Origin of the sequence: Cytobacillus firmus (genome assembly GCF_023715565.1) — a bacterium.
Taxonomy (GTDB): domain Bacteria; phylum Bacillota; class Bacilli; order Bacillales; family Cytobacillaceae; genus Cytobacillus; species Cytobacillus firmus_C.
The window spans coordinates 107,456-125,698 of record NZ_JAMBOJ010000004.1 but is presented as its reverse complement, the minus strand read 5'-3'; the positions used below and the strand labels follow the sequence as shown (position 1 = coordinate 125,698).

Here is an 18,243-nt window from a genome sequence, read left to right as displayed (position 1 = left end):
TGATCCCGTTGAATTGGATTATGTTTAGAAAGCATATTAATCACCTCAAGCATTGTATTACTTCTATTTTAAATCAAAAAAGACTCCCGACAAGTACGATTTTCATCGAGTTTGTCGACAGTCTGAATAGAGCCTCAATGGCTCTATTTTTTATGAATCAACAATTCTGCCGTACTTGCCTCCGCCCCCTGCCTGGAGGTTTAGCTTTCCTTCACGGGCTTTTCCAATAAGCATGGCTATTTTCTCAGGAATTACTTTGCTGATTTCCGAGAAAGGAACATCATGAAGAATGGCCATTTCAGTTCCGAAATGATCCAGGAGCCTGTCGAGCATTTTCAGGCCTAACCCTGGTATGAACTCAAGAGGGACCTGATGAATATAAGGTGGCCGTGCAACGGGCAATCCTCCGGAAGATTTTAGTTCAGAGATCCGGTCAGCCACGCCTCTGATAAATTTTTGGTGACTGCAATTCCGGCATTTACCCTTCTCTTCATCGAAGGGGCCAAAACATTCAGAACAAACAGTCTGATGGTATTTTCCGAGCAGAGGGTCCAGGCCGTAATTGGCTTTAACCCTGCATTTTTCTTTTCCAGCCAAAGCTTTATGCAGTTCAGCAAACGTAGGTTCTTCCATTACCAGAACCTGATATTCTCTGGCAATCTTTTTTAGTGAATGGGCATCTGAATTTGTTAAGAATGTATATCTGTGAAGTTCAGCTATTTGATCAGCCATCATCGTGTCTGCACTAAGCCCTAGCTCAATTGCATCAATTAAATCAGGATCAAATACCTCTGACAGCGACCGCTCTACGCCTTTTCCGAATAGGCTTTTAAATGGGGTAAAAACATGGGCAGGAATAAAAAGCCCATCGAGTTCCTTTACTTTTTCCTGCAACATTCTGCCTGAGGCATAAATTCTTTGAGAGCTTAATGTTATGTTCTTCAAATATCCTGTCAGCCAGGCAGAGAATTCCTTCATTGCAGATAGGGTTGGAAAGTAGCAAAGGACATGGATAGGACCTTTACAGGAATCATCATAAATTTCAAGTTCCGACCCGGGAATAATCGTCAGATCTCCGTATTGAAGTCCCCCGTCCTTATGCTCGGTTATAAGTCCTTTTTGGGCCAAGTCCTCGATTTCAAGTATGACTTCGGGAGAATGACAGTCAATAATGCCAATGATATCAAGCCCCTTTTCATTGCGGGCATGCCTGATGATATTAGTGAAGGTAAGGGATTTAGCGCCTGTTATTTTAACTGGCTTTCCCGTATACGTGCGTCCAATATGGATATGAAGATCAGCAAAAAAGCGATTCATGCTATTTATTTAGCGCCTCTTGAAGCTGCAGATATTGGATTGCATAAGCTGTTTTCGCATCATAAACCTTTTGCTCCCCAAGCAGGGATATTGCTTCCTCCAGGGTTACCTCCAAAAGGTTCACAAATTCATCTTCATCAGGCGATGCGGCATTTTCTTTTTTCTTAAGGCCCTTTGCTATATATAAATGTACGAGCTCATCGGCAAATCCGGGAGAGGTGTAGAATGAGATCAGCCATTCCATTTCCGTGCAGCCATACCCCGTTTCTTCTTCCAGTTCCCTTTCTGCACACACGCTGGGTTCTTCTCCTGCTTCGAGCTTTCCAGCAGGAATTTCAGCAATAATCTTATCCAGCGCTTTTCGATATTGTTCAACCATAACTATTTTATTATCTTCTGTTACTGCCAATACAGCTACTGCTCCGGGGTGTTTGATAATCTCCCGCTTCGATGTTTTGCCATTTGGCAGTTCAACATCCTCTACTTGAAGACTGATGACTTTACCAGTGAATATTTTTTCCGTTTTAATTGTTTTTTCTTCTAGGCGGTTCATTGTTTTCAGTCACTCCTGTTCTATTCCGGTAATGATTGCTCATACATTTTATCATACTTGATGAGGAGGAGTATGGCATGAAGGTGTATGTCCATAGTAGAGGAATTGTTCTGGCCGGCAAAGCTTGGGAAGTCCGTGAGAAGCTAAAACAATACAGCAGGCAGTATGTCTTTGTAAAAGACTGGGTTGAATCTCAGAATATCAAAAAATGATAAGCCTCTAAATTTGAGTATGCCTCATTTGTTTATGTACAATTATGTACAATTATGTACAATTATAGAAAACATTCAAATGAGGTGGGTACTTGAAAAAGAGAAGACTTGGAAACTCAGACTTGTACGTAAGTGAACTGGGGCTGGGCTGCATGTCCATTGGCACCAATCCTTATAATGCCCAGGAAATTATTGAATCGGCCCTTGAAGAAGGAATCAATTATTTTGATACAGCTGATTTATACGACTTTGGCGAAAATGAAAAGCTTGTCGGACAATCCTTAAAGAGTGTCCGCGAACAGGTGATCATTGCAACCAAAGCCGGCAACCGCTGGAATAAAAATAAAGACGGCTGGAGCTGGGATCCATCTAAACGCCATATCAAAGAAGCTGTAAAAGACAGCTTAAAAAGACTGGCTACGGACTATATCGATTTATATCAGCTTCACGGTGGCACGATCGAAGATCCGATTGATGAAACCATTGAAGCATTTGAGGAACTAAAGGAAGAAGGATACATCCGCCAATATGGCATTTCCTCCATTCGCCCAAATGTCATTCGGGAATTCACCTCAAAATCATCCATTGTTTCTGTCATGATGCAATACAGCATTTTAGACCGGCGTCCTGAAGAAGAAGCGCTGCCTCTTCTGAATCAAAAAGGCATCAATGCTGTTACTAGAGGACCGCTGGCCAAAGGGCTGCTCAGCGACAAAATGCTGGATAAGGCATCAGAATCGATAAAAGAAAAAGGCTACTTGGATTACAGCTATGCTGAATTAGAAAAAACGCTCACCAGCATCCGGGAAAAAATTTCAGATGAGCGCACCATGAACGAAATAGCATTTCAGTTTAATCTTTCAAACCCTGCTGTCGCTTCTGTTACAGCCGGGGCCAGCCGGGCTGAGCAGGTAAGAGCTAATGCAGCAGCAGCAAAAGCCCAGCCTCTGAACGAAGATGAATTGGCTATCATTATGTCTATTGCAAAGCTAAATAAATATGAGCAGCATAGATGAAAGAAAGTCCATAATTTAAGACAAGAAAGGGGCTGACGGAAAAGTCGGCCCCTTCTTTTAATGTTATTTGTATTCTTTCCAATTAAGATCGCTTTCTCCAAGCAGCTCTTCAAAACTTTTATTTTTTTCGCGCAGTCTTCTTTCCTCTCTTTTTCTGCGCTCTTCTTCTTCCTTCTGTTTATCTTCAGCAGCCTTTAATTCCTGCTTTTTCCCTTTCAGCTGCTCAACCAGGTCCTGGTTCAGCATGTCGCCTAGCGTGACTGGTTTGTCGTCTTTCTTAGGCTGGGAATGGTGTTTTTTCTTATTCATATAATCCCCTCATCAACTGATTTTGCCATTTATTATAGCATATTTTATTATTTATGAAGGAAAAGGCTTAATCACTCTTTATGGTAAAACTCCAGAAACTCTATTCTGTTTCCGAATGGATCATCTACAAAGAATCTCTCTCTTCCTTCTATCGGAAGTTCTTTCTTTATTGTTATTTCCTGCTCTTGAAGAATGCTTCTCAAGAATTCCAGGTTTTCCACAATAAGTCCGGGGTGGGCTTTTTTGGCGGGCAGAAAGTCCTCCTGCACCCCGATATGAATTTCCTGATTTCCGCAAATAAACCAGCAGCCGCCCCGCTTTTGAAGATTTACAGGCTTGGGAATTTCCTTCAGTCCAAGCTGTTCACCGTAAAATTTTCTGGCTTTCTCTTCGCAGCCTTTCGGAGCTGCCAGCTGAATATGGTCAATTCCTTTAAAGGAAAAACTCATTTTTTCTCCTCTTTTCTTTAGGATGAAAATAATGAAAAGCACAGCATGCAGCTGTACTTTTCAGATGTATTAGTATGCTTCTGTTACAACGTTTTCATCAACCTGCAATTGGGGTTCTGTCGAATTGATAATGTCCTCGATTGTAAAGCCTTTAGCCACTTCAACAAGTTTTAAACCGGACTCGGTGACATCGATGACTGCCCGCTCAGTTATTATGCGGTCAACTACTCTTTTACCTGTTAAAGGCAGACTGCATTTTTTAAGAATCTTTGATTCGCCCTTTTTATTAGTGTGATCCATAATGACAATGATTTTATTAGCGCCATGAACCAGATCCATTGCACCGCCCATTCCCTTGATCATTTTTCCGGGAATCATCCAGTTGGCAAGATCTCCATTTTCAGAGACTTCCATACCGCCGAGAATGGCAATATTTACATGTCCGCCCCTGATCATTGCAAATGATTCAGCACTATCAAAATAAGATGATCCCGGGATAGCTGTAACTGTTTCTTTACCTGCATTAATCAAATCCGGATCAACTTCACTTTCTGCAGGATACGGGCCGATGCCCAGTAATCCATTTTCAGACTGCAGAACCACTTCCTTATTATCAGAAATATAATTGGCAACCAATGTTGGCATACCGATTCCCAAGTTCACGTAAAAGCCATTTTCAATTTCTTTTTCAGCCCGTCTGGCAATTTTTTCGCGTACTGCTGCTTTATCGTTACTCATGACACCCTCTCCTTCCGTCACTGGTATTTATTTCTTCACCGTCAGTCTTTCAATGCGCTTTTCCTGTTTCCCTTCTATCAGTGATTGAACATAGATGCTGGGGGTATGAATATAATTCGGATCCAGTTCACCAATCTCATAAAGCGTTTCCACTTCTGCAATTGTCACTTTTCCTGCCGCTGCAATCATCGGATTGAAGTTTCGGGCCGTTTTGTGATAAACAAGATTGCCCATCTTATCGCCTTTCCATGCCCTCACAAGGCTGAAGTCTGCTTTCAGCGCTTCTTCAAGGAGATATTCCTTGCCGTCAAACATCTTCGTCTCTTTCCCCTCTGCAATTGGGGTTCCTACTCCAGCTGGTGTGTAAAAAGCAGGAATTCCTGCGCCGCCTGCACGGATTTTTTCTGCCAGTGTTCCTTGAGGAAGCAGCTCTACTTCAATTTCCCCTGAGAGAACCTGTCTTTCAAACTCTTTATTTTCGCCAACATATGAGCCAACCATTTTCTTAATCTGTTTATTTTTCAAAAGCAGTCCAAGTCCCCAATCGTCAACACCGCAGTTATTCGAAATGACTGTCAGATCCTTAACCCCTTTTTCAACTAAAGCCAGAATAAGGTTTTCCGGAATTCCGCACAGACCGAAACCACCAACCATAAGGACAGCACCATCGTGAATTTCCTGAACTGCTTCATTGAATGAAGTACAAATTTTCTTCACTTCAATCGCTCCTTTCATAAAAAAGTACTTATTTTAATGACTTTTATTTGGCTATGCAAGCTCCACCACTGTAGCTACCCCTTGGCCTCCGCCAATGCATAGAGTTGCAAGGCCTTTCTTTGCCTGTCTTTTTTGCATCTCATGAATAAGAGTTACGAGGATTCGTGCTCCGCTTGCGCCGATCGGATGTCCGAGGGCAATGGCCCCGCCATTAACATTCAGGATCTCCTTTTTAAAACGAAGCTCCCTGTCAACTGCCAGCGATTGGGCTGCAAATGCCTCGTTTGCTTCAATAAGCTCCAATTCATCCATAGAAACAGATGCCTTTTCAAGTGCTTTTTTTACGGCAGCAACAGGACCAATGCCCATGATGCTTGGATCAACACCCGCACTTGCATTTCCTTTAATCGTCACTAATGGTTTAAGCCCCAGTTCATCTGCTCTCTTTCTGCTCATAACCAGCAGTACAGCCGCACCGTCATTAATCCCTGACGCATTTCCGGCTGTTACGCTTCCACCTTTCTTAAACGCTGGACGCAGGCCTGCCAGCTTTTCAGCAGTTGTCCCTTTTTTCGGATATTCGTCTGTATCAAAAACGACCGGATCCCCTTTTCGCTGAGGAATTTCCACAGGAACGATTTCATCTTTGAATTTTCCTTCTTCAATTGCCTTTGCCGCCTTTTCCTGGCTGTCTGCGGCAAATCTGTCCTGTTCTTCCCTGCTCAGTTCATATTTTGAACAAAGATTTTCAGCCGTAACTCCCATATGATAATCATTAAAAGCACACCAGAGACCGTCTGAAACCATCGAATCTATAAGTTTTTGGTCTCCCATTTTAAAGCCATTTCTTGCATTTTTCAGTATGTAAGGCGCCTGGCTCATATTTTCCATGCCGCCTGCAATCACAGCTTCGGCATCACCGGCTAATATTGCCTGTGCTGCTAAATGGACCGCCTTCAGCCCTGAACCGCAAACTTTATTAATTGTCATTGCGGAAACGCTTTCAGAGAGCCCCGCTTTAAGAGCTGCCTGCCTTGCTGTGTTTTGGCCCAGGCCTGCCTGCAGGACATTCCCCAGTATTACTTCATCTATTTGGTCCGGTGTTACACCTGCTTTTTCAAGAGCGCCTTTTATCGCTATCGCCCCAAGCTCTGGTGCTAGTACATCTTTAAGACTTCCATTGAAACTGCCGATTGCTGTCCGGACAGCGCTGACTATTACGACTTCTGTTTGTGACATCTCTCTCATCCTTTCAAAACATCTCTTTGCTTATATTCGTTGAGGAATATCAAAATTCCTTTTATTTTGTCAAAATTTCTATTATTCTTGCAATCGAAAATACTTTACTAATACAATAAATTTAAGTCATTAAGAAAACGCTTACTAAAATTAAAATTATGAAACGGGAGAGGAAAACATGACGCTTGCATTTCCAGATAAAGTAACAATTATTGAAGTGGGGCCACGGGATGGACTGCAAAATGAAAAGTCGTTTGTACCGACTGAGGTTAAGAAAGATTTTATTAAAAGTTTAAAAAATGCAGGATTAACAGAATTGGAGCTTACTTCTTTTGTGTCACCTAAATGGGTTCCGCAAATGGGGGATGCCGCTGAAATTACGGCGGATTGCCTTGGTGCGGATACAAGGGATATCGTGCTTGCCCCGAACCGCAAAGGCATTGATAGAGTATATATGACTGATTGCCGGGCTGTAGCCATTTTCGTCGGTGTAAGCAATACATTCAATAAGAAGAACATCAATAAAACCACTCAGGAAAGTATGGATGAAGTAACACCGATTATCGGAGAATTGAAGGAGAAAGGCTATTTTGTCCGCGCATGCATCTCTACAGCATTTTATTGCCCGTATGAAGGAGCCATCAATCCTGAAGATACAGTTAGGCTATGCCGCCAATTTACTGAGGCAGGAGCTGATGAATTAAGCGTGGCAGATACAATTGGGATGGCTGCTCCCCATGAATCATATGGGTTATTTTCCCGTTTGAAAGCAGAGTTTCCTACTACCCTTATCACTGCACACTTCCACGACACAAGAAAATTGGCCCTTACAAATATTTTTGCAGCCCTGCAGGCAGGTGTTGACCGGTTTGACACATCAGCCGGCGGACTAGGCGGATGCCCATTTGCCCCTGGAGCTGCTGGCAACGCTGCAACAGAAGATGTTGTCTATATGCTTGAGCGCATGGGAATTGAAACCAATGTTAATCTGGATCAATTAATGGAAGCTGTAAAAATTGTTCAGCCTCATCTTTCCAGGCCGATTGAAAGCACGTATTTCAGGCTAAATGCTCAAACTGTTCAATAGCATTACAGTTCAAGTGAATAATTCCCCCTGTTTTACCGCACCTTATTAGATGAAAGCAGCTGGCGAATACAGGTTCATCCACACAGAATTAGAAGGGGGATATTTCTATGAGTCAAAAACGCGATAAAGGTTACAGCCAAAAGGGAAAGCCGAATTCCGATACAGTAAATCAGACGATTGCTGCCGAAGAATTAGAAAAAGCGATTCATCCAACCAAAAGACAAAACGCACAGCAATAAGCCGCCGCAAAGCGGCTTTTTTTGTGCAGGGCGTCCTTTATAAAATTTCACTTTGCCCCGGCTAACATCTCTGTTTTAATCTTATCCATAATGGTAAAATAAAGAAAAAAAGGCTGCAATCAACGGGATGACTTCATAAACAAAAACAACAATCTTTTAGAAAGGCTGTTTTCGAAAAGTTTGTTGCTATTTATATTATATTTACTGAGTTGATTGTAGTGGAAGGTGCGAGATCCTCGAAAATGCATTCGCATTTTCTTCGTGCGGTGTTTACTCAAGCTAGCCTATTCAACGTCCTACTGGAGTGGCGGGACAGGTGAGACCCCACAGACGCGCAGCGTCGAGGAGGCTCACCGCCCGCCCCGTGGTTCGCTGAGCATCTTCTCACTGCAATCAACGGACAACATTGATAAGCGAAAAACAACAATCTATACGAAAGAGCCTTTAGAAAAGAGCAAAAATGGAGGGATGGGGTTGAGAAGGTTTTTGCGCTATATATTTTCCATCGTTCTCTTTCTTTCATCACTTGGCATCTATTTTACAAATAGACTTATGTTTATGAAAAAGAAGGAAGATGAATTTATTTTAGAAAGGGAGAAGGAATCCGGCAGGCTTGATCTGATCAAGTATGAAAGCCTCCCGAAAAGAGAAGTGCTTATTCCTTCTCCATTTGGCTATAACTTAAAAGCCGTGGCTGCCGAACCCCATAAAAACAATCGCTATATTATTATTTCTCACGGGGTTACGGAAAACAAAATGAATTCGATTAAATATATGAACCTCTTCCTTGAACGGGGGTTTAACGCTGTAATCTATGATCATCGCCGCCACGGAGAATCCGGGGGGAAGACGACAAGCTACGGGCATTATGAAAAGTTTGATCTAAAAGCGATTGTTGATTGGCTTAAAGCGGAAAAAGGGCCTGATATTGAGATCGGCATTCATGGGGAAAGCATGGGGGCTGCCACCATGCTCCTTTATGCGGGAATGCTTGAAGACGGTGCCGACTTCTACATTGCCGATTGCCCTTTTTCTGATTTCAAGGAGCAGCTGACTTACCGTTTAAAAACCGAGATGAAGCTTCCAGCGAAACTCTTTTTGCCTGTTGCCGATCTATTCCTTCGGATGCGGGAAAAATATTCCATTGCGGACGTTTCTCCTATTTCTGTTATTGAAAATATAAAGAAGCCCATCCTGTTTATCCACAGCGAAAAAGATGATTTTATTTTACCGACCATGTCCGAAGCTTTGTATGAAAAGAAAAAGGGCCCTAAAAAACTTTACCTTGCTGCCAACGGGATACATGCCCAATCCTTTAACGAAAACAAAGAGGATTATGAAAAAGTCATTGACGAGTTTTTGGAGCAGTATGTCCGTAGCAAAGATACTTTTTCACAATAATAGAAGTAGCCGGCTTCGATGTAAGCCAGCTGCTTCACTTTAATTTTTCTTTTTCTTCATGATTTCTTTGCCGTCTGCCGACAGCCCTCTGGCAGTATGATAGTCTCCCATTTTAAAATAATAGCGTTTGTTTTCTTTTTTTATTATAGCCGCTTCTTCAAATTTCTCTTCCTTGCCCGCTACTTCTACTTTTTTAATATCTCCGCTTTGAATCTCACCAAATATTATTGGTAATCTGTTTTCCAGATTACCTTCCTTATCGTAATCATAGAAAGTATCTGAATAAACGGTCATATGTTCATGCTCATAATACTCCCAATGGTTATGGCCTTCATTTTTCCAGCCCTTTTTGTCACTGCCCTTCAAATAGGCAGCTGCCAAGGCCTCTACTTCATTTTGCCCATCATACTGCTGCGTTAAGTACAGCAGTATGACTCCATCTTTTACTTTTTCTTTATGTAAGACTTCTTTTACATTGAATGGAATTCCAGCATCAATCGCCTGGCCCATTGTTGCTGTACTGCACCCTGACAAAATCAGGAAAGCTGCCGCCAGAAAAAATAACTTCCACTTCATTCGAATCCCCCCATCAGCACTCTCTTCACCCATAATGATAAACATTTTGTTATCTAACCTTTTACTAATATATTAAAACCTTATTTTCCAGAATTTCGGAAGGGTAAATTTACCTATACACCCTATTAAAAAGACCGCCTTCCTCAGCGGCCGTCTGCTACTTCATTTTATTTTGTTTTATCAATTAAGCTCATTCTTGGGTTTAAATACTGATTCGGGCTTTTTAACTGAAAGCAATTTGCCTTCTCAGAAAAGTCTATCGTTAAATTTTCATCCAAAAATACTTCCTTGGATTTTTCCACATATATGCTGCCGGTGTTTGTTTGGATTTCCCTGTCATCTTCATCCAGCTCTTCAACAAGCCAGAGTGCCGCCACTCCGCTTACCACACAGCCGCATCCGTCTATATCATACTTTAGTTTTATAAATCCTTCTTTGCCGGCAATCCGTCCCGATAATTTTTCTGCCGCCAATTCAGTTAATGTTATTTCCATGTTGTAAAACTACCTCCCCTTTGCATATGCTGATTTTAACACAGATAGGCATAACATGCTTCTGAAAGAGACACTGCCATTGAGCAGCCAAATAAAGTTTTTTAGAAAGGATGATTGGATATGTCCAAGGCACAGATTAAAGTAATGGATAATGGATCGCTGCGTGTAACAGGTGATGTAGAGTTAATTGATATGGATGGCAATAAATTCGAAACAAAAAAAACCTATTCCCTTTGCCGCTGCGGGAGATCCTTGAAAATCCCATTTTGTGATGGCACTCATAAAGGAACTTTCCAATCCTGTGTCCGCGCGGAGAAAACCTCCGATGACAAGCAATAAGGTTGGAAAACGGGGATAGTCATCCCCGTTTTTTCCATTTTTTATTCTTAATTCATCCAGTTCAGACAGCATTATTCTTCCGTAAACCGTGCATCCGCTATTCATTAATGGAGATACGGTGAATATCCCCAAACCGATCAACAATATGAAGCTTTTGGCCAAGGTCATCCCAATAATGGATGCTCCCGATAACCAGTTCATAATTTCTGCCCCTGTAATGTGTAAGTGTCACGTTCTTTTGAAATTCCATTGCCTCTGAAAGAATTTCATTCATATATTCAATCTTCTGCTCATCCAATTCCCGCTTTTGCTCGTATGTGTCTTCCTTTGCCCAGTCTCTTAAGAGCTTTACATGTTCCGGCAGCATCATGGAAGTCCATTTTATTTTTTTATCAAGACTTTTTTCGATAAATCTTTTTAATTTCAAACATTCATTCATTAAAGATATGTTTATATAGATAATCCTTACCATTTAGTCCAACTCTTACTTTTGCTCATTTTTTTCAGAATATTATTCATTGTAGTTTGATATGCCCATGATATTTTCTAATTTTAAAAAGTGCTTTTCAGCCCGTTGATCAATAATTCTTAACTCATTTTTTAATACATCGAAATAGTGAATAATGCCAATATATTGTCTGATATCCCCTTGAAAATAATAAGCAAATTCCAAGGTATTATTCATTTCCATAGCCTCAGATACGATTTCATTAAACTGTTCATATTTCTGTTCATCAAGAGACGGTTTTGGAATCTTATTATAATTTGCGTTATATTCCCTCAACATCTTTACATGTTCAGGTAATATTAGTGAAACCCACTTTTTATTACCTCTATCGCGGATCATTTTGTCACCTCTTTTCTCTACAAATGAATCCTTTGTTAAATTAACGAACGTATGTTTGTTTTATTGTATTATAATTTTATCCTTTTTTCAATCTTGCTATTTAATAAGGTTTTGAGTATAAAAAGAAACCCATCTCAGATATGGGTTTAAATTTTGTTGATTTATTCCTTTATTATATTTTAATCAACATCTTTTTTATTTTTCCCTGAGAAGGCTGGTTTACCTAGAAAGAATACAGATGAACAAGCCGCTATTATACAAATTGTCGAGACTCCAGAGGGATAATATATAACAGCTAAAATAGTGGATATAAGGAATATTAAACCATGCACAACTAGTTTTTGTTTACTGATGCTATTATTACGCATTACTCATCATGCAATGCATTACATGCCCACCTAAACATCCGGCACAAACTGCAGCACCCCAAATATTCCCTCCAAATACAACGCTGAAACAAGCAGAAGAGCAAACTGTCCTTAACCAACTTAGGATTTTACTCCAAGAATTCTTAATACAACTTTGCAACATCGCTCCAATAGCCATTCACTTGATTATCATGGTATTCAATCTTTTCCAAATATTCACCATCCTCACTAAATAAGAATCCAGCAACAGCAACGTTATCAAGGGTTTTATATTCGACACTTGGCCGTTCATCATTTTCTTGTGGGTTAATTTCCATCAAAATTGGGTTTAGAATCTACCCATCTTCCACTGAATAACCAGCCATTAGAAATACTAAATTACCACCTTGTTCAAGTTTGGTAGAAGGTACAACTAATGAAGAGTCACCATTTTCGTATTTTGTTAGTGTAACTTCATTCCAATACAACAGCAATCAATAATTTTAAATCTCAGTATAATCAGTGGGAATCTTTAGGAGTAACTTATTATAATACCAATGAGTTTACTTTAATGGATTCTTTCACTAATTATTTTTCAATATTATCGTTTTCACATGATTAAGGAAAGATTTATAAAGAGCGTTTACTTACCTTTATTTCTTTCATTACTTTAGTTTTAAGGTCTTTCTCGAAGCCATCTAATTAAATAATCATAGAAATTGATAACACAGTTAACAATTATATTTATAGATTGCTCACTTCTTTTTGCTTTTTCTCCATAAAGGTATTTAACTTTCCCTTTTTGTTGCGGCATCCTCAACCAACCTATGAAACTTGCTAATAAATTTAGATCAACTTCTTTAAAGCTCTTATCGTGGCTAAGTAGGAACTCCCAGTAAAGCTTTAAATGATAACAATAGGATATGAGTGTATTAGGAGCCTTTCCTAGACTATCAAGGTACTTTATATATTTCATTATTGGAATGACTGGCTCAATTTGATTAGTTAACACTATCCACCTTTTCTCCCCTGAAGGTATAACAACCTCTCTTACTACAACCATCTTGTTCCTCCGTTTGATTAATCATTAATTACTATAAGATCTATATAGAATTAAATATTGATAATGAACTTACAACGTAAAAAAAGAAGGGGAAGTATATCGTTAAAAACGATTTAGCCTCCCCTATATTATAGTATTGTTTAAATTCTGCCCCGATCGCGAATCATAAGCTGACCCCCCTTTTACATTTTATGGCCGCCGACCAATGTCGCACGGTGTTTGGCGGTTCCTGCACCTGTATAAGAAACGGCTCTCAGCAGAGCTCCTCCTCCAAACTTGGAACGGATCCGGTCGACAGTATAGCCGAGCTCCCTTTTTTTCCAGCCATCCAAGTCGAACAGACTCAGCTGCATTTCGCTATCATCCGTAATATTGCCGAGGGAAATGGAAATCTGCCGTACTGTTTTCCCCTCATAATTCTCGTCAAAAAGCTCGAGGCAGACCCGATAAAGATCCATCGTAATATTGGTTGGCTGATCGACGGTCCTGGAGCGATAAAAACCCCCTCCGAATTCATCCTGGCTGTAGCCAAGGCCAAAGCTGATGGTTCTGCCGACTTTGCGGTGGCTGCGGGCCCTTCTTGCCACTTCTTCACACATCTCAAGGACCACATGCTTAATTTCCTTTTCCTCTTTGTAATCTCTCAGTAATATCTGGCTTTTACCGAAGCTGATCTGTCCTGCCATGATCGGCGCACCTATTTCCGACAAATCAATCCCCCATGCGTGGTGATAGAGCTGATTGCCCATAATCCCAAACTTCTTCTCCAGCTTAGCCAGATCATAGCGGGCAAGCTGGCCGACTGTAAAAATCCCCATTCCATTCAATGTCTTTTCAACACGGCGGCCGATGCCCCACATTTCCCGTAACGGAGATATATTCCACAGCTTTGTTTTTACATCTCCATACGTCCATTGTGCAACTCCCTCTTTTTTCGCTTCAAGGTCCAGGCAGAGCTTTGACATTAATAAATTAGGCCCTATTCCTATGGCACAGGGAAGCTGAAATTCCCGTTCAATATCATCTTTTATTTTCCAGGCAATCGTCTGGGCATTACCCCAGAGGTGCACTGCGCCATCAACTTTTATGAAGCTTTCATCGACACTGTACGTATGGATGGCTTCCTTGGGGACATAACGGTTAAACACCCTGGTGATTTCAGTGGAGATTCTTAAATAAGTCGCCATTTTCGGCTCCTCAATTCTAATGCGTGGATCTTGGGGGACCTCAAAAAGACGGGACCCTGTCTTTATTCCAAACTCTTTTTTCATTCGCGGAGAGGCCGCCAGAACAACGCTCCCCTTCCGTTCCACATTCCCTGCAATTACAAGATAGCAGTCAAGAGGATCCAGACCAAGCATGACAGCAGAACAGCTTGCATAAAAGCTCTTCATATCAACACACAAAATTTGATGGTTCGGCATTGAGCTGTAATCAATCATGACTTCGACATCCTCCTTCAAAAAAGCATAAGGCTCTGCTTATCAGCTTCTATGCTGCATAGCCCCTATAAACCCAAAAACACACCGAGAACATTCGTTCTGTATATGTATACCCATTATATTAAGCGAATATGCGTTCGGTTTCAATGGAAATTTTACGCGTTTTTTCTTAAAAATAGTACTTTCTCCCCGGGATAGGCGCCTACCCAGACAAAAATAAAGGCTCTTTTCGTATAAATTGTTGTTTTTCGCTTATCAATGTTGTCCGTTGATTGCAGTGAGAGGATGCTCAGCAAACCACGGGGCGGGCGGTGAGCATCCTCGACGCTACGCGTCTGTGGGGTCTCACCTGTCCCGCTACTCCCGTAGGACGTTGAATAGGCTACCTTGAGTAAACACCGCACGAAGAAAATGCGCATGCATTTTCGAGGATCTCGCACCTTCCACTACAATCAACTCAGTAAATATAATATAAATAGCAACAAACTTTGCGAAAACAGCCAAAATAAAAGAAGCTGCAGGCATTTGGCTGCAGCTTCTAGCTTATTATTTTTGATTGAATGCGCGCTTTCCAATTTTTTCGAACAAACCCGGAAAAAGGGCATAGATGATGCTCCCCGCATTCATCCACCGCGGAAGGTTGATTTCCCTGACCGGCCGGAGCATGGCATTGACTACCTTGCGGGCCACGTATTCAGGCTTGAGCATAAATTTGCTGACATTTTTCACATATGTGCCCTTTTCATCTGCAATCGAAAAGAAATTCGTTTCAATCGGTCCGGGGTTAACTGCTGTCACGAAAACATTGCTGTCAGCCAGCTCCATCCGAAGGCTGTTTGTATAGCCAAGAACTGCATGCTTGGTTGCGGAATAGACACTCGATTTCGGTGTGGCCATTTTGCCGGCCTGTGAAGCGATATTAATAATATGACCGCTCCTCTGTCTCCTCATCACTGGAAGCACCATGCTCGTACAGGCCATTAAACCTACAACGTTCACATCAAACATTCCCTTTATTTCTTCAACTTTTGCTTCATGTGCCTCGCGGAAAACACCGAAGCCGGCGTTATTCACAAGCACATCTATGTGACCAAACCGGGCAATGACCTCTGAGAAAACAGCCGAAATTTCGTCAGTGTCTGAAACATCAAGCTTATGCACATGAACATCGACTGAAAATCGCTTTCGCAAGTCTGCCTGCAGCTCCTGCAATTTGTCAAGGCTGCGGGCAAGAAGGACAAGATTTGCTCCCCTTTCGGCACAAAGGACGGCCATTTGCGCCCCGATCCCGCCAGATGCACCGGTGATAATCACATTTTTATTTTTTAATCTGTCTGACAATCAAACCACCTCTTTTGATGCGGAATACAAGAATGCTTTCTCCTCTTTATTTATATAAATCTCTCCTATTGAATGCAAATAGTCAAGCTGTGCGACTGTTTCGGAAATGGTGAGGGAAAGCTCCTTCTCATAAACCTTCGGAAAAAGGCGGCGGCACACCTCAAAAACAGTGAGAGATTCAGACTCAAGCCATGCTTTTACTTTCATCGCCCGCTCATGCTGACGGCCAAGCCTTTCGTTTATTAACCCATTCACATTTATAATCTCCTCTCCATGTCCGGAATAAAAAAGGGATATCGGCAGCTGCCGCAGTTTTTTCAGAGATTCGTTATACTGAAGCTGAGGCTTCGGCCTTTCCGCATGGCCGGGAAGCGGCGGCTCCAGTATAGGATTGGGTGAAATGTGTGCAAGCAAATGGTCTCCTCCAAGGAATACACCATCCTTCTCTCTGAACAGACCTATATGGCTCTGTGCATGCCCGGGGGTCTCTATTACCGTCCAATCCTTTAGCCCTTCAGCCTCTCTGCCTTCCTTCAACTCTCCTGTCAGAGTACGATTGCAGGAATAGCGCAAAGTCTTTTTCATTTTGTTAATAAAGGAAGCATACCGTTCAGGGATTCCAAATTCGTTAAACAGTTTTATGTAGAACTCATCATGAAATTTTAGAAATTCGTCAGTGCGGGACAGCCACCTTTGGTTAACCGGGTGCCCGAACACATCAAGATTGTCCGGGAAAAAGTCAAGCAGCCCGGCGTGATCGGGATGATGATGCGTGAGAACAACCTGTTCAAAATCTTCGGGTGTTAAATTTAGCTCTTTAAGCTGGGATTTTAAAGCTTCCCATGCTTCATCCGTTTTAGGGCCGGCATCGACAAGAGTCAGCTTTTCCCCTTTTACTGCATATACATTTACGTCGCCGACAGGAAATGGTGTCGGGATAACAAGCTTTGCAATTCCATCCTTCCATTTTGCCATTTTACAATCCCCCTAAAATCACTATATTTAAATAAAATAAAGCTGTTTTTTATATACTTCCGCAGGCATGCTTCCTTTAAGTAAAATGTTCTGTTAACCCTTGAAATATCAGCATTTGCCATACAAAAATATTACCGAAATTCAATAACACAATTTAGAAATTTACATATATAAAAATAAGTGTACCGTTCTTTTTAATAATTGTCATTATTTTCACATAATTTTTATGCAATATTGATAATTTTCCAAAAAATACTGCTTGACAAATAAGTGTGTCTTCTTGCATAATCACAATTAAATTTTGATTTTCATAAATCAAAGCTGTACTTCTGTACAGCAGAAAAATAGCGATGAATAAGATTAGTAAATGGAAAACGGCGAAAGAGAGTGAAGCTCGAGCGGCTGAAAGGCTTCACCGTCCACTTGACCATTGAACCTGCCTTATGAGCTGTTAGGAAAACCTAAACGCACCCCCGGCGTTATCGGGATCGAGATGCCTTTTCAAATACACAGCGGCAGCGGCAGGCTTGCTGCACGAATAAAGAAGGGGCAATGAAGGTGGTACCGCGAAAGCAAAGTCTTTTCGTCCTTTACAGGATGGAAAGGCTTTTTTATTTTGACAGCCGGCAAATAGAGCACCAATAAGGAGGAGTTATAAGCATATGAAAAAATTAGCTATTGTGGGAGCAGGATCAATGGCAGAAGCGTTACTCTCAGGAATCGTAAAAAGCCGGCTCATTGCCGGAAGCGATATTTGGGTGACAAACAAATGCAGCCAAGAAAAGCTGCAATCCTTGCAAAAAGCCTATGGCGTTCAGGCCACTTACAATCTCAGTGAGCTGTTAAGCGGAGCCGACGCTGTTATTTTAGCGATAAAGCCAAAAGATGCTCAGGAGGCCATCAATCTTATAAAGCCTTATTTACAGGAAGACATGCTGGTCATTTCCATTCTCGCCGGCGTTTCGATCGAAAGCATTGAACGATTGGCAGAGAAAAAACTGCCTGTCGTGAGAGCCATGCCGAATACATCAGCCGCAGTCGGAAAATCAGCAAGCGCCTTATCTGTTAATGAAAGAGTGACCAAAGAACAGATGAAAACAGTAAGTGACATTTTTGATACAGTGGGAAAATCAGCATTTGTTGAGGAAAGACAGCTGGATGCTGTAACAGGCCTGTCAGGCAGCGGTCCGGCATATATATACTATCTCGCGGAAGCTATGGAAAAAAGCGCCGAAGAAATCGGGCTCGAAAAGGGTATGGCGAAAGAGTTTATTATCCAGACACTCATCGGGGCAGCCGAAATGCTGGCCAGATCAGCCAAGGACCCCGAGCAGCTTAGGAAGGAAGTTACAAGCCCTGGCGGCACCACTGAAGCAGGCGTAAAAGTGCTTGAAGCGAATGGAGTGCAGGAAGCTTTCATTGATTGCATCAAGGAAGCGACAGCCCAATCGAGGCGGCTTGGCCAAAGCTTCAGCAGCACCGTCAAAACATAACTGACTGCACCTCCCCTAAAAAAGTGCCTTAGTGCAAACTATGAAAAAA

Annotated in this window: 22 protein-coding genes and 1 pseudogene; 7 read left to right on the top strand and 16 right to left on the bottom strand. The window is 41.7% G+C overall.

Annotated elements, in window-relative coordinates:
- Positions 1–150 precede the first annotated feature (150 nt).
- Both M3205_RS02815 and M3205_RS02810 read right to left on the bottom strand, forming a co-directional pair.
- Complete coding sequence (locus M3205_RS02815; protein WP_251168534.1) at positions 151–1,317, bottom strand: endonuclease Q family protein; 1,167 nt, start codon at positions 1,315–1,317, stop codon at positions 151–153.
- 1 nt (position 1,318) lies between these two features.
- Entirely contained in the window at positions 1,319–1,870 is a 552-nt protein-coding gene (locus M3205_RS02810; RefSeq protein WP_251168533.1) for an NUDIX hydrolase, read from the bottom strand.
- Between the two features lie 77 nt (positions 1,871–1,947).
- Here M3205_RS02810 and mciZ point away from each other — a divergent pair, with 77 nt between their 5' ends.
- Both mciZ and M3205_RS02800 read left to right on the top strand, forming a co-directional pair.
- Positions 1,948–2,082, top strand: a complete 135-nt coding sequence (gene mciZ, locus M3205_RS02805) for a Z-ring formation inhibitor MciZ (RefSeq protein ID WP_251168532.1) — start codon at positions 1,948–1,950, stop codon at positions 2,080–2,082.
- Positions 2,083–2,174: 92 nt separating this feature from the next.
- Positions 2,175–3,098 carry an aldo/keto reductase gene (locus M3205_RS02800; protein ID WP_251168531.1) on the top strand — a complete coding sequence of 308 codons (924 nt, stop codon included), beginning with the start codon at positions 2,175–2,177 and terminating at the stop codon, positions 3,096–3,098.
- 63 nt (positions 3,099–3,161) lie between these two features.
- Here the strand turns inward: M3205_RS02800 and M3205_RS02795 are convergent, their stop codons facing one another.
- The 5 genes from M3205_RS02795 to M3205_RS02775 form a co-directional block, all read right to left on the bottom strand.
- The gene (locus tag M3205_RS02795; protein WP_251168530.1) at positions 3,162–3,407 is read right to left on the bottom strand and encodes a YqkE family protein; all 246 of its coding nucleotides are present in this window, start codon (positions 3,405–3,407) and stop codon (positions 3,162–3,164) included.
- A 71-nt stretch (positions 3,408–3,478) separates the two neighbouring features.
- Entirely contained in the window at positions 3,479–3,856 is a 378-nt protein-coding gene (locus M3205_RS02790; RefSeq protein ID WP_251168529.1) for a VOC family protein, read from the bottom strand.
- 69 nt (positions 3,857–3,925) lie between these two features.
- A complete protein-coding gene (locus M3205_RS02785) occupies positions 3,926–4,594 on the bottom strand; it encodes a CoA transferase subunit B (RefSeq protein ID WP_251168528.1) in 669 nt (222 codons plus the stop codon).
- Between the two features lie 27 nt (positions 4,595–4,621).
- On the bottom strand, positions 4,622–5,311 hold the full coding sequence (locus tag M3205_RS02780; RefSeq protein WP_251168527.1) for a CoA transferase subunit A: 690 nt from the start codon (positions 5,309–5,311) through the stop codon (positions 4,622–4,624).
- A 51-nt stretch (positions 5,312–5,362) separates the two neighbouring features.
- Entirely contained in the window at positions 5,363–6,550 is a 1,188-nt protein-coding gene (locus M3205_RS02775; protein WP_251168526.1) for an acetyl-CoA C-acetyltransferase, read from the bottom strand.
- A 178-nt stretch (positions 6,551–6,728) separates the two neighbouring features.
- Here M3205_RS02775 and M3205_RS02770 point away from each other — a divergent pair, with 178 nt between their 5' ends.
- From M3205_RS02770 to M3205_RS02765, 3 genes are all read left to right on the top strand, one after another.
- Entirely contained in the window at positions 6,729–7,637 is a 909-nt protein-coding gene (locus M3205_RS02770) for a hydroxymethylglutaryl-CoA lyase (protein ID WP_251168525.1), read from the top strand.
- A gap of 107 nt (positions 7,638–7,744) precedes the next feature.
- Positions 7,745–7,876 carry a hypothetical protein gene (locus tag M3205_RS25525; protein ID WP_268891681.1) on the top strand — a complete coding sequence of 44 codons (132 nt, stop codon included), beginning with the start codon at positions 7,745–7,747 and terminating at the stop codon, positions 7,874–7,876.
- Positions 7,877–8,350: 474 nt separating this feature from the next.
- Positions 8,351–9,277 (top strand): alpha/beta hydrolase, encoded by a 927-nt coding sequence (locus M3205_RS02765; RefSeq protein ID WP_251168524.1) that lies wholly within the window; start codon positions 8,351–8,353, stop codon positions 9,275–9,277.
- Between the two features lie 39 nt (positions 9,278–9,316).
- Here the strand turns inward: M3205_RS02765 and M3205_RS02760 are convergent, their stop codons facing one another.
- A complete protein-coding gene (locus M3205_RS02760) occupies positions 9,317–9,853 on the bottom strand; it encodes a hypothetical protein (protein WP_251168523.1) in 537 nt (178 codons plus the stop codon).
- Between the two features lie 167 nt (positions 9,854–10,020).
- On the bottom strand, positions 10,021–10,347 hold the full coding sequence (locus M3205_RS02755; RefSeq protein WP_251168522.1) for an iron-sulfur cluster biosynthesis family protein: 327 nt from the start codon (positions 10,345–10,347) through the stop codon (positions 10,021–10,023).
- A gap of 120 nt (positions 10,348–10,467) precedes the next feature.
- On the opposite strand from M3205_RS02755, the gene M3205_RS02750 reads away from it, so the two are divergent.
- A complete protein-coding gene (locus M3205_RS02750) occupies positions 10,468–10,686 on the top strand; it encodes a CDGSH iron-sulfur domain-containing protein (RefSeq protein WP_251168521.1) in 219 nt (72 codons plus the stop codon).
- Positions 10,687–10,757: 71 nt separating this feature from the next.
- On the opposite strand, the pseudogene M3205_RS02745 reads toward M3205_RS02750, so the two are convergent.
- From M3205_RS02745 to M3205_RS02715, 7 genes and pseudogenes are all read right to left on the bottom strand, one after another.
- A pseudogene (locus tag M3205_RS02745) lies at positions 10,758–11,125 on the bottom strand (YolD-like family protein).
- 72 nt (positions 11,126–11,197) lie between these two features.
- Complete coding sequence (locus tag M3205_RS02740) at positions 11,198–11,533, bottom strand: YolD-like family protein (protein ID WP_251168520.1); 336 nt, start codon at positions 11,531–11,533, stop codon at positions 11,198–11,200.
- Between the two features lie 511 nt (positions 11,534–12,044).
- Positions 12,045–12,218 (bottom strand): hypothetical protein, encoded by a 174-nt coding sequence (locus M3205_RS02735; protein ID WP_251168519.1) that lies wholly within the window; start codon positions 12,216–12,218, stop codon positions 12,045–12,047.
- A 338-nt stretch (positions 12,219–12,556) separates the two neighbouring features.
- On the bottom strand, positions 12,557–12,943 hold the full coding sequence (locus M3205_RS02730) for a site-specific integrase (protein WP_251168518.1): 387 nt from the start codon (positions 12,941–12,943) through the stop codon (positions 12,557–12,559).
- A 182-nt stretch (positions 12,944–13,125) separates the two neighbouring features.
- A complete protein-coding gene (locus M3205_RS02725; protein ID WP_251168544.1) occupies positions 13,126–14,385 on the bottom strand; it encodes a Y-family DNA polymerase in 1,260 nt (419 codons plus the stop codon).
- Between the two features lie 546 nt (positions 14,386–14,931).
- The gene (locus M3205_RS02720) at positions 14,932–15,726 is read right to left on the bottom strand and encodes an SDR family NAD(P)-dependent oxidoreductase (protein ID WP_251168517.1); all 795 of its coding nucleotides are present in this window, start codon (positions 15,724–15,726) and stop codon (positions 14,932–14,934) included.
- Positions 15,727–16,701: an MBL fold metallo-hydrolase gene (locus M3205_RS02715; RefSeq protein ID WP_251168516.1), complete on the bottom strand. Its 975-nt coding sequence runs from the start codon at positions 16,699–16,701 to the stop codon at positions 15,727–15,729.
- Positions 16,702–17,363: 662 nt separating this feature from the next.
- Here M3205_RS02715 and proC point away from each other — a divergent pair.
- Positions 17,364–18,194: a pyrroline-5-carboxylate reductase gene (gene proC / locus M3205_RS02710; RefSeq protein WP_251168515.1), complete on the top strand. Its 831-nt coding sequence runs from the start codon at positions 17,364–17,366 to the stop codon at positions 18,192–18,194.
- Positions 18,195–18,243 lie beyond the last annotated feature (49 nt).

Coding starts and splice junctions, on each gene's coding strand:
- M3205_RS02815 (WP_251168534.1), bottom strand. CDS start 1,317: ATGAATCGCTTTTTTGCTGATCTTCATATCCATATTGGACGCACGTAT.
- M3205_RS02810 (WP_251168533.1), bottom strand. CDS start 1,870: ATGAACCGCCTAGAAGAAAAAACAATTAAAACGGAAAAAATATTCACT.
- mciZ (WP_251168532.1), top strand. CDS start 1,948: ATGAAGGTGTATGTCCATAGTAGAGGAATTGTTCTGGCCGGCAAAGCT.
- M3205_RS02795 (WP_251168530.1), bottom strand. CDS start 3,407: ATGAATAAGAAAAAACACCATTCCCAGCCTAAGAAAGACGACAAACCA.
- M3205_RS02790 (WP_251168529.1), bottom strand. CDS start 3,856: ATGAGTTTTTCCTTTAAAGGAATTGACCATATTCAGCTGGCAGCTCCG.
- M3205_RS02785 (WP_251168528.1), bottom strand. CDS start 4,594: ATGAGTAACGATAAAGCAGCAGTACGCGAAAAAATTGCCAGACGGGCT.
- M3205_RS02775 (WP_251168526.1), bottom strand. CDS start 6,550: ATGTCACAAACAGAAGTCGTAATAGTCAGCGCTGTCCGGACAGCAATC.
- M3205_RS02770 (WP_251168525.1), top strand. CDS start 6,729: ATGACGCTTGCATTTCCAGATAAAGTAACAATTATTGAAGTGGGGCCA.
- M3205_RS25525 (WP_268891681.1), top strand. CDS start 7,745: ATGAGTCAAAAACGCGATAAAGGTTACAGCCAAAAGGGAAAGCCGAAT.
- M3205_RS02760 (WP_251168523.1), bottom strand. CDS start 9,853: ATGAAGTGGAAGTTATTTTTTCTGGCGGCAGCTTTCCTGATTTTGTCA.
- M3205_RS02755 (WP_251168522.1), bottom strand. CDS start 10,347: ATGGAAATAACATTAACTGAATTGGCGGCAGAAAAATTATCGGGACGG.
- M3205_RS02750 (WP_251168521.1), top strand. CDS start 10,468: ATGTCCAAGGCACAGATTAAAGTAATGGATAATGGATCGCTGCGTGTA.
- M3205_RS02740 (WP_251168520.1), bottom strand. CDS start 11,533: ATGATCCGCGATAGAGGTAATAAAAAGTGGGTTTCACTAATATTACCT.
- M3205_RS02735 (WP_251168519.1), bottom strand. CDS start 12,218: ATGGAAATTAACCCACAAGAAAATGATGAACGGCCAAGTGTCGAATAT.
- M3205_RS02730 (WP_251168518.1), bottom strand. CDS start 12,943: ATGGTTGTAGTAAGAGAGGTTGTTATACCTTCAGGGGAGAAAAGGTGG.
- M3205_RS02725 (WP_251168544.1), bottom strand. CDS start 14,385: ATGATTGATTACAGCTCAATGCCGAACCATCAAATTTTGTGTGTTGAT.
- M3205_RS02715 (WP_251168516.1), bottom strand. CDS start 16,701: ATGGCAAAATGGAAGGATGGAATTGCAAAGCTTGTTATCCCGACACCA.
- proC (WP_251168515.1), top strand. CDS start 17,364: ATGAAAAAATTAGCTATTGTGGGAGCAGGATCAATGGCAGAAGCGTTA.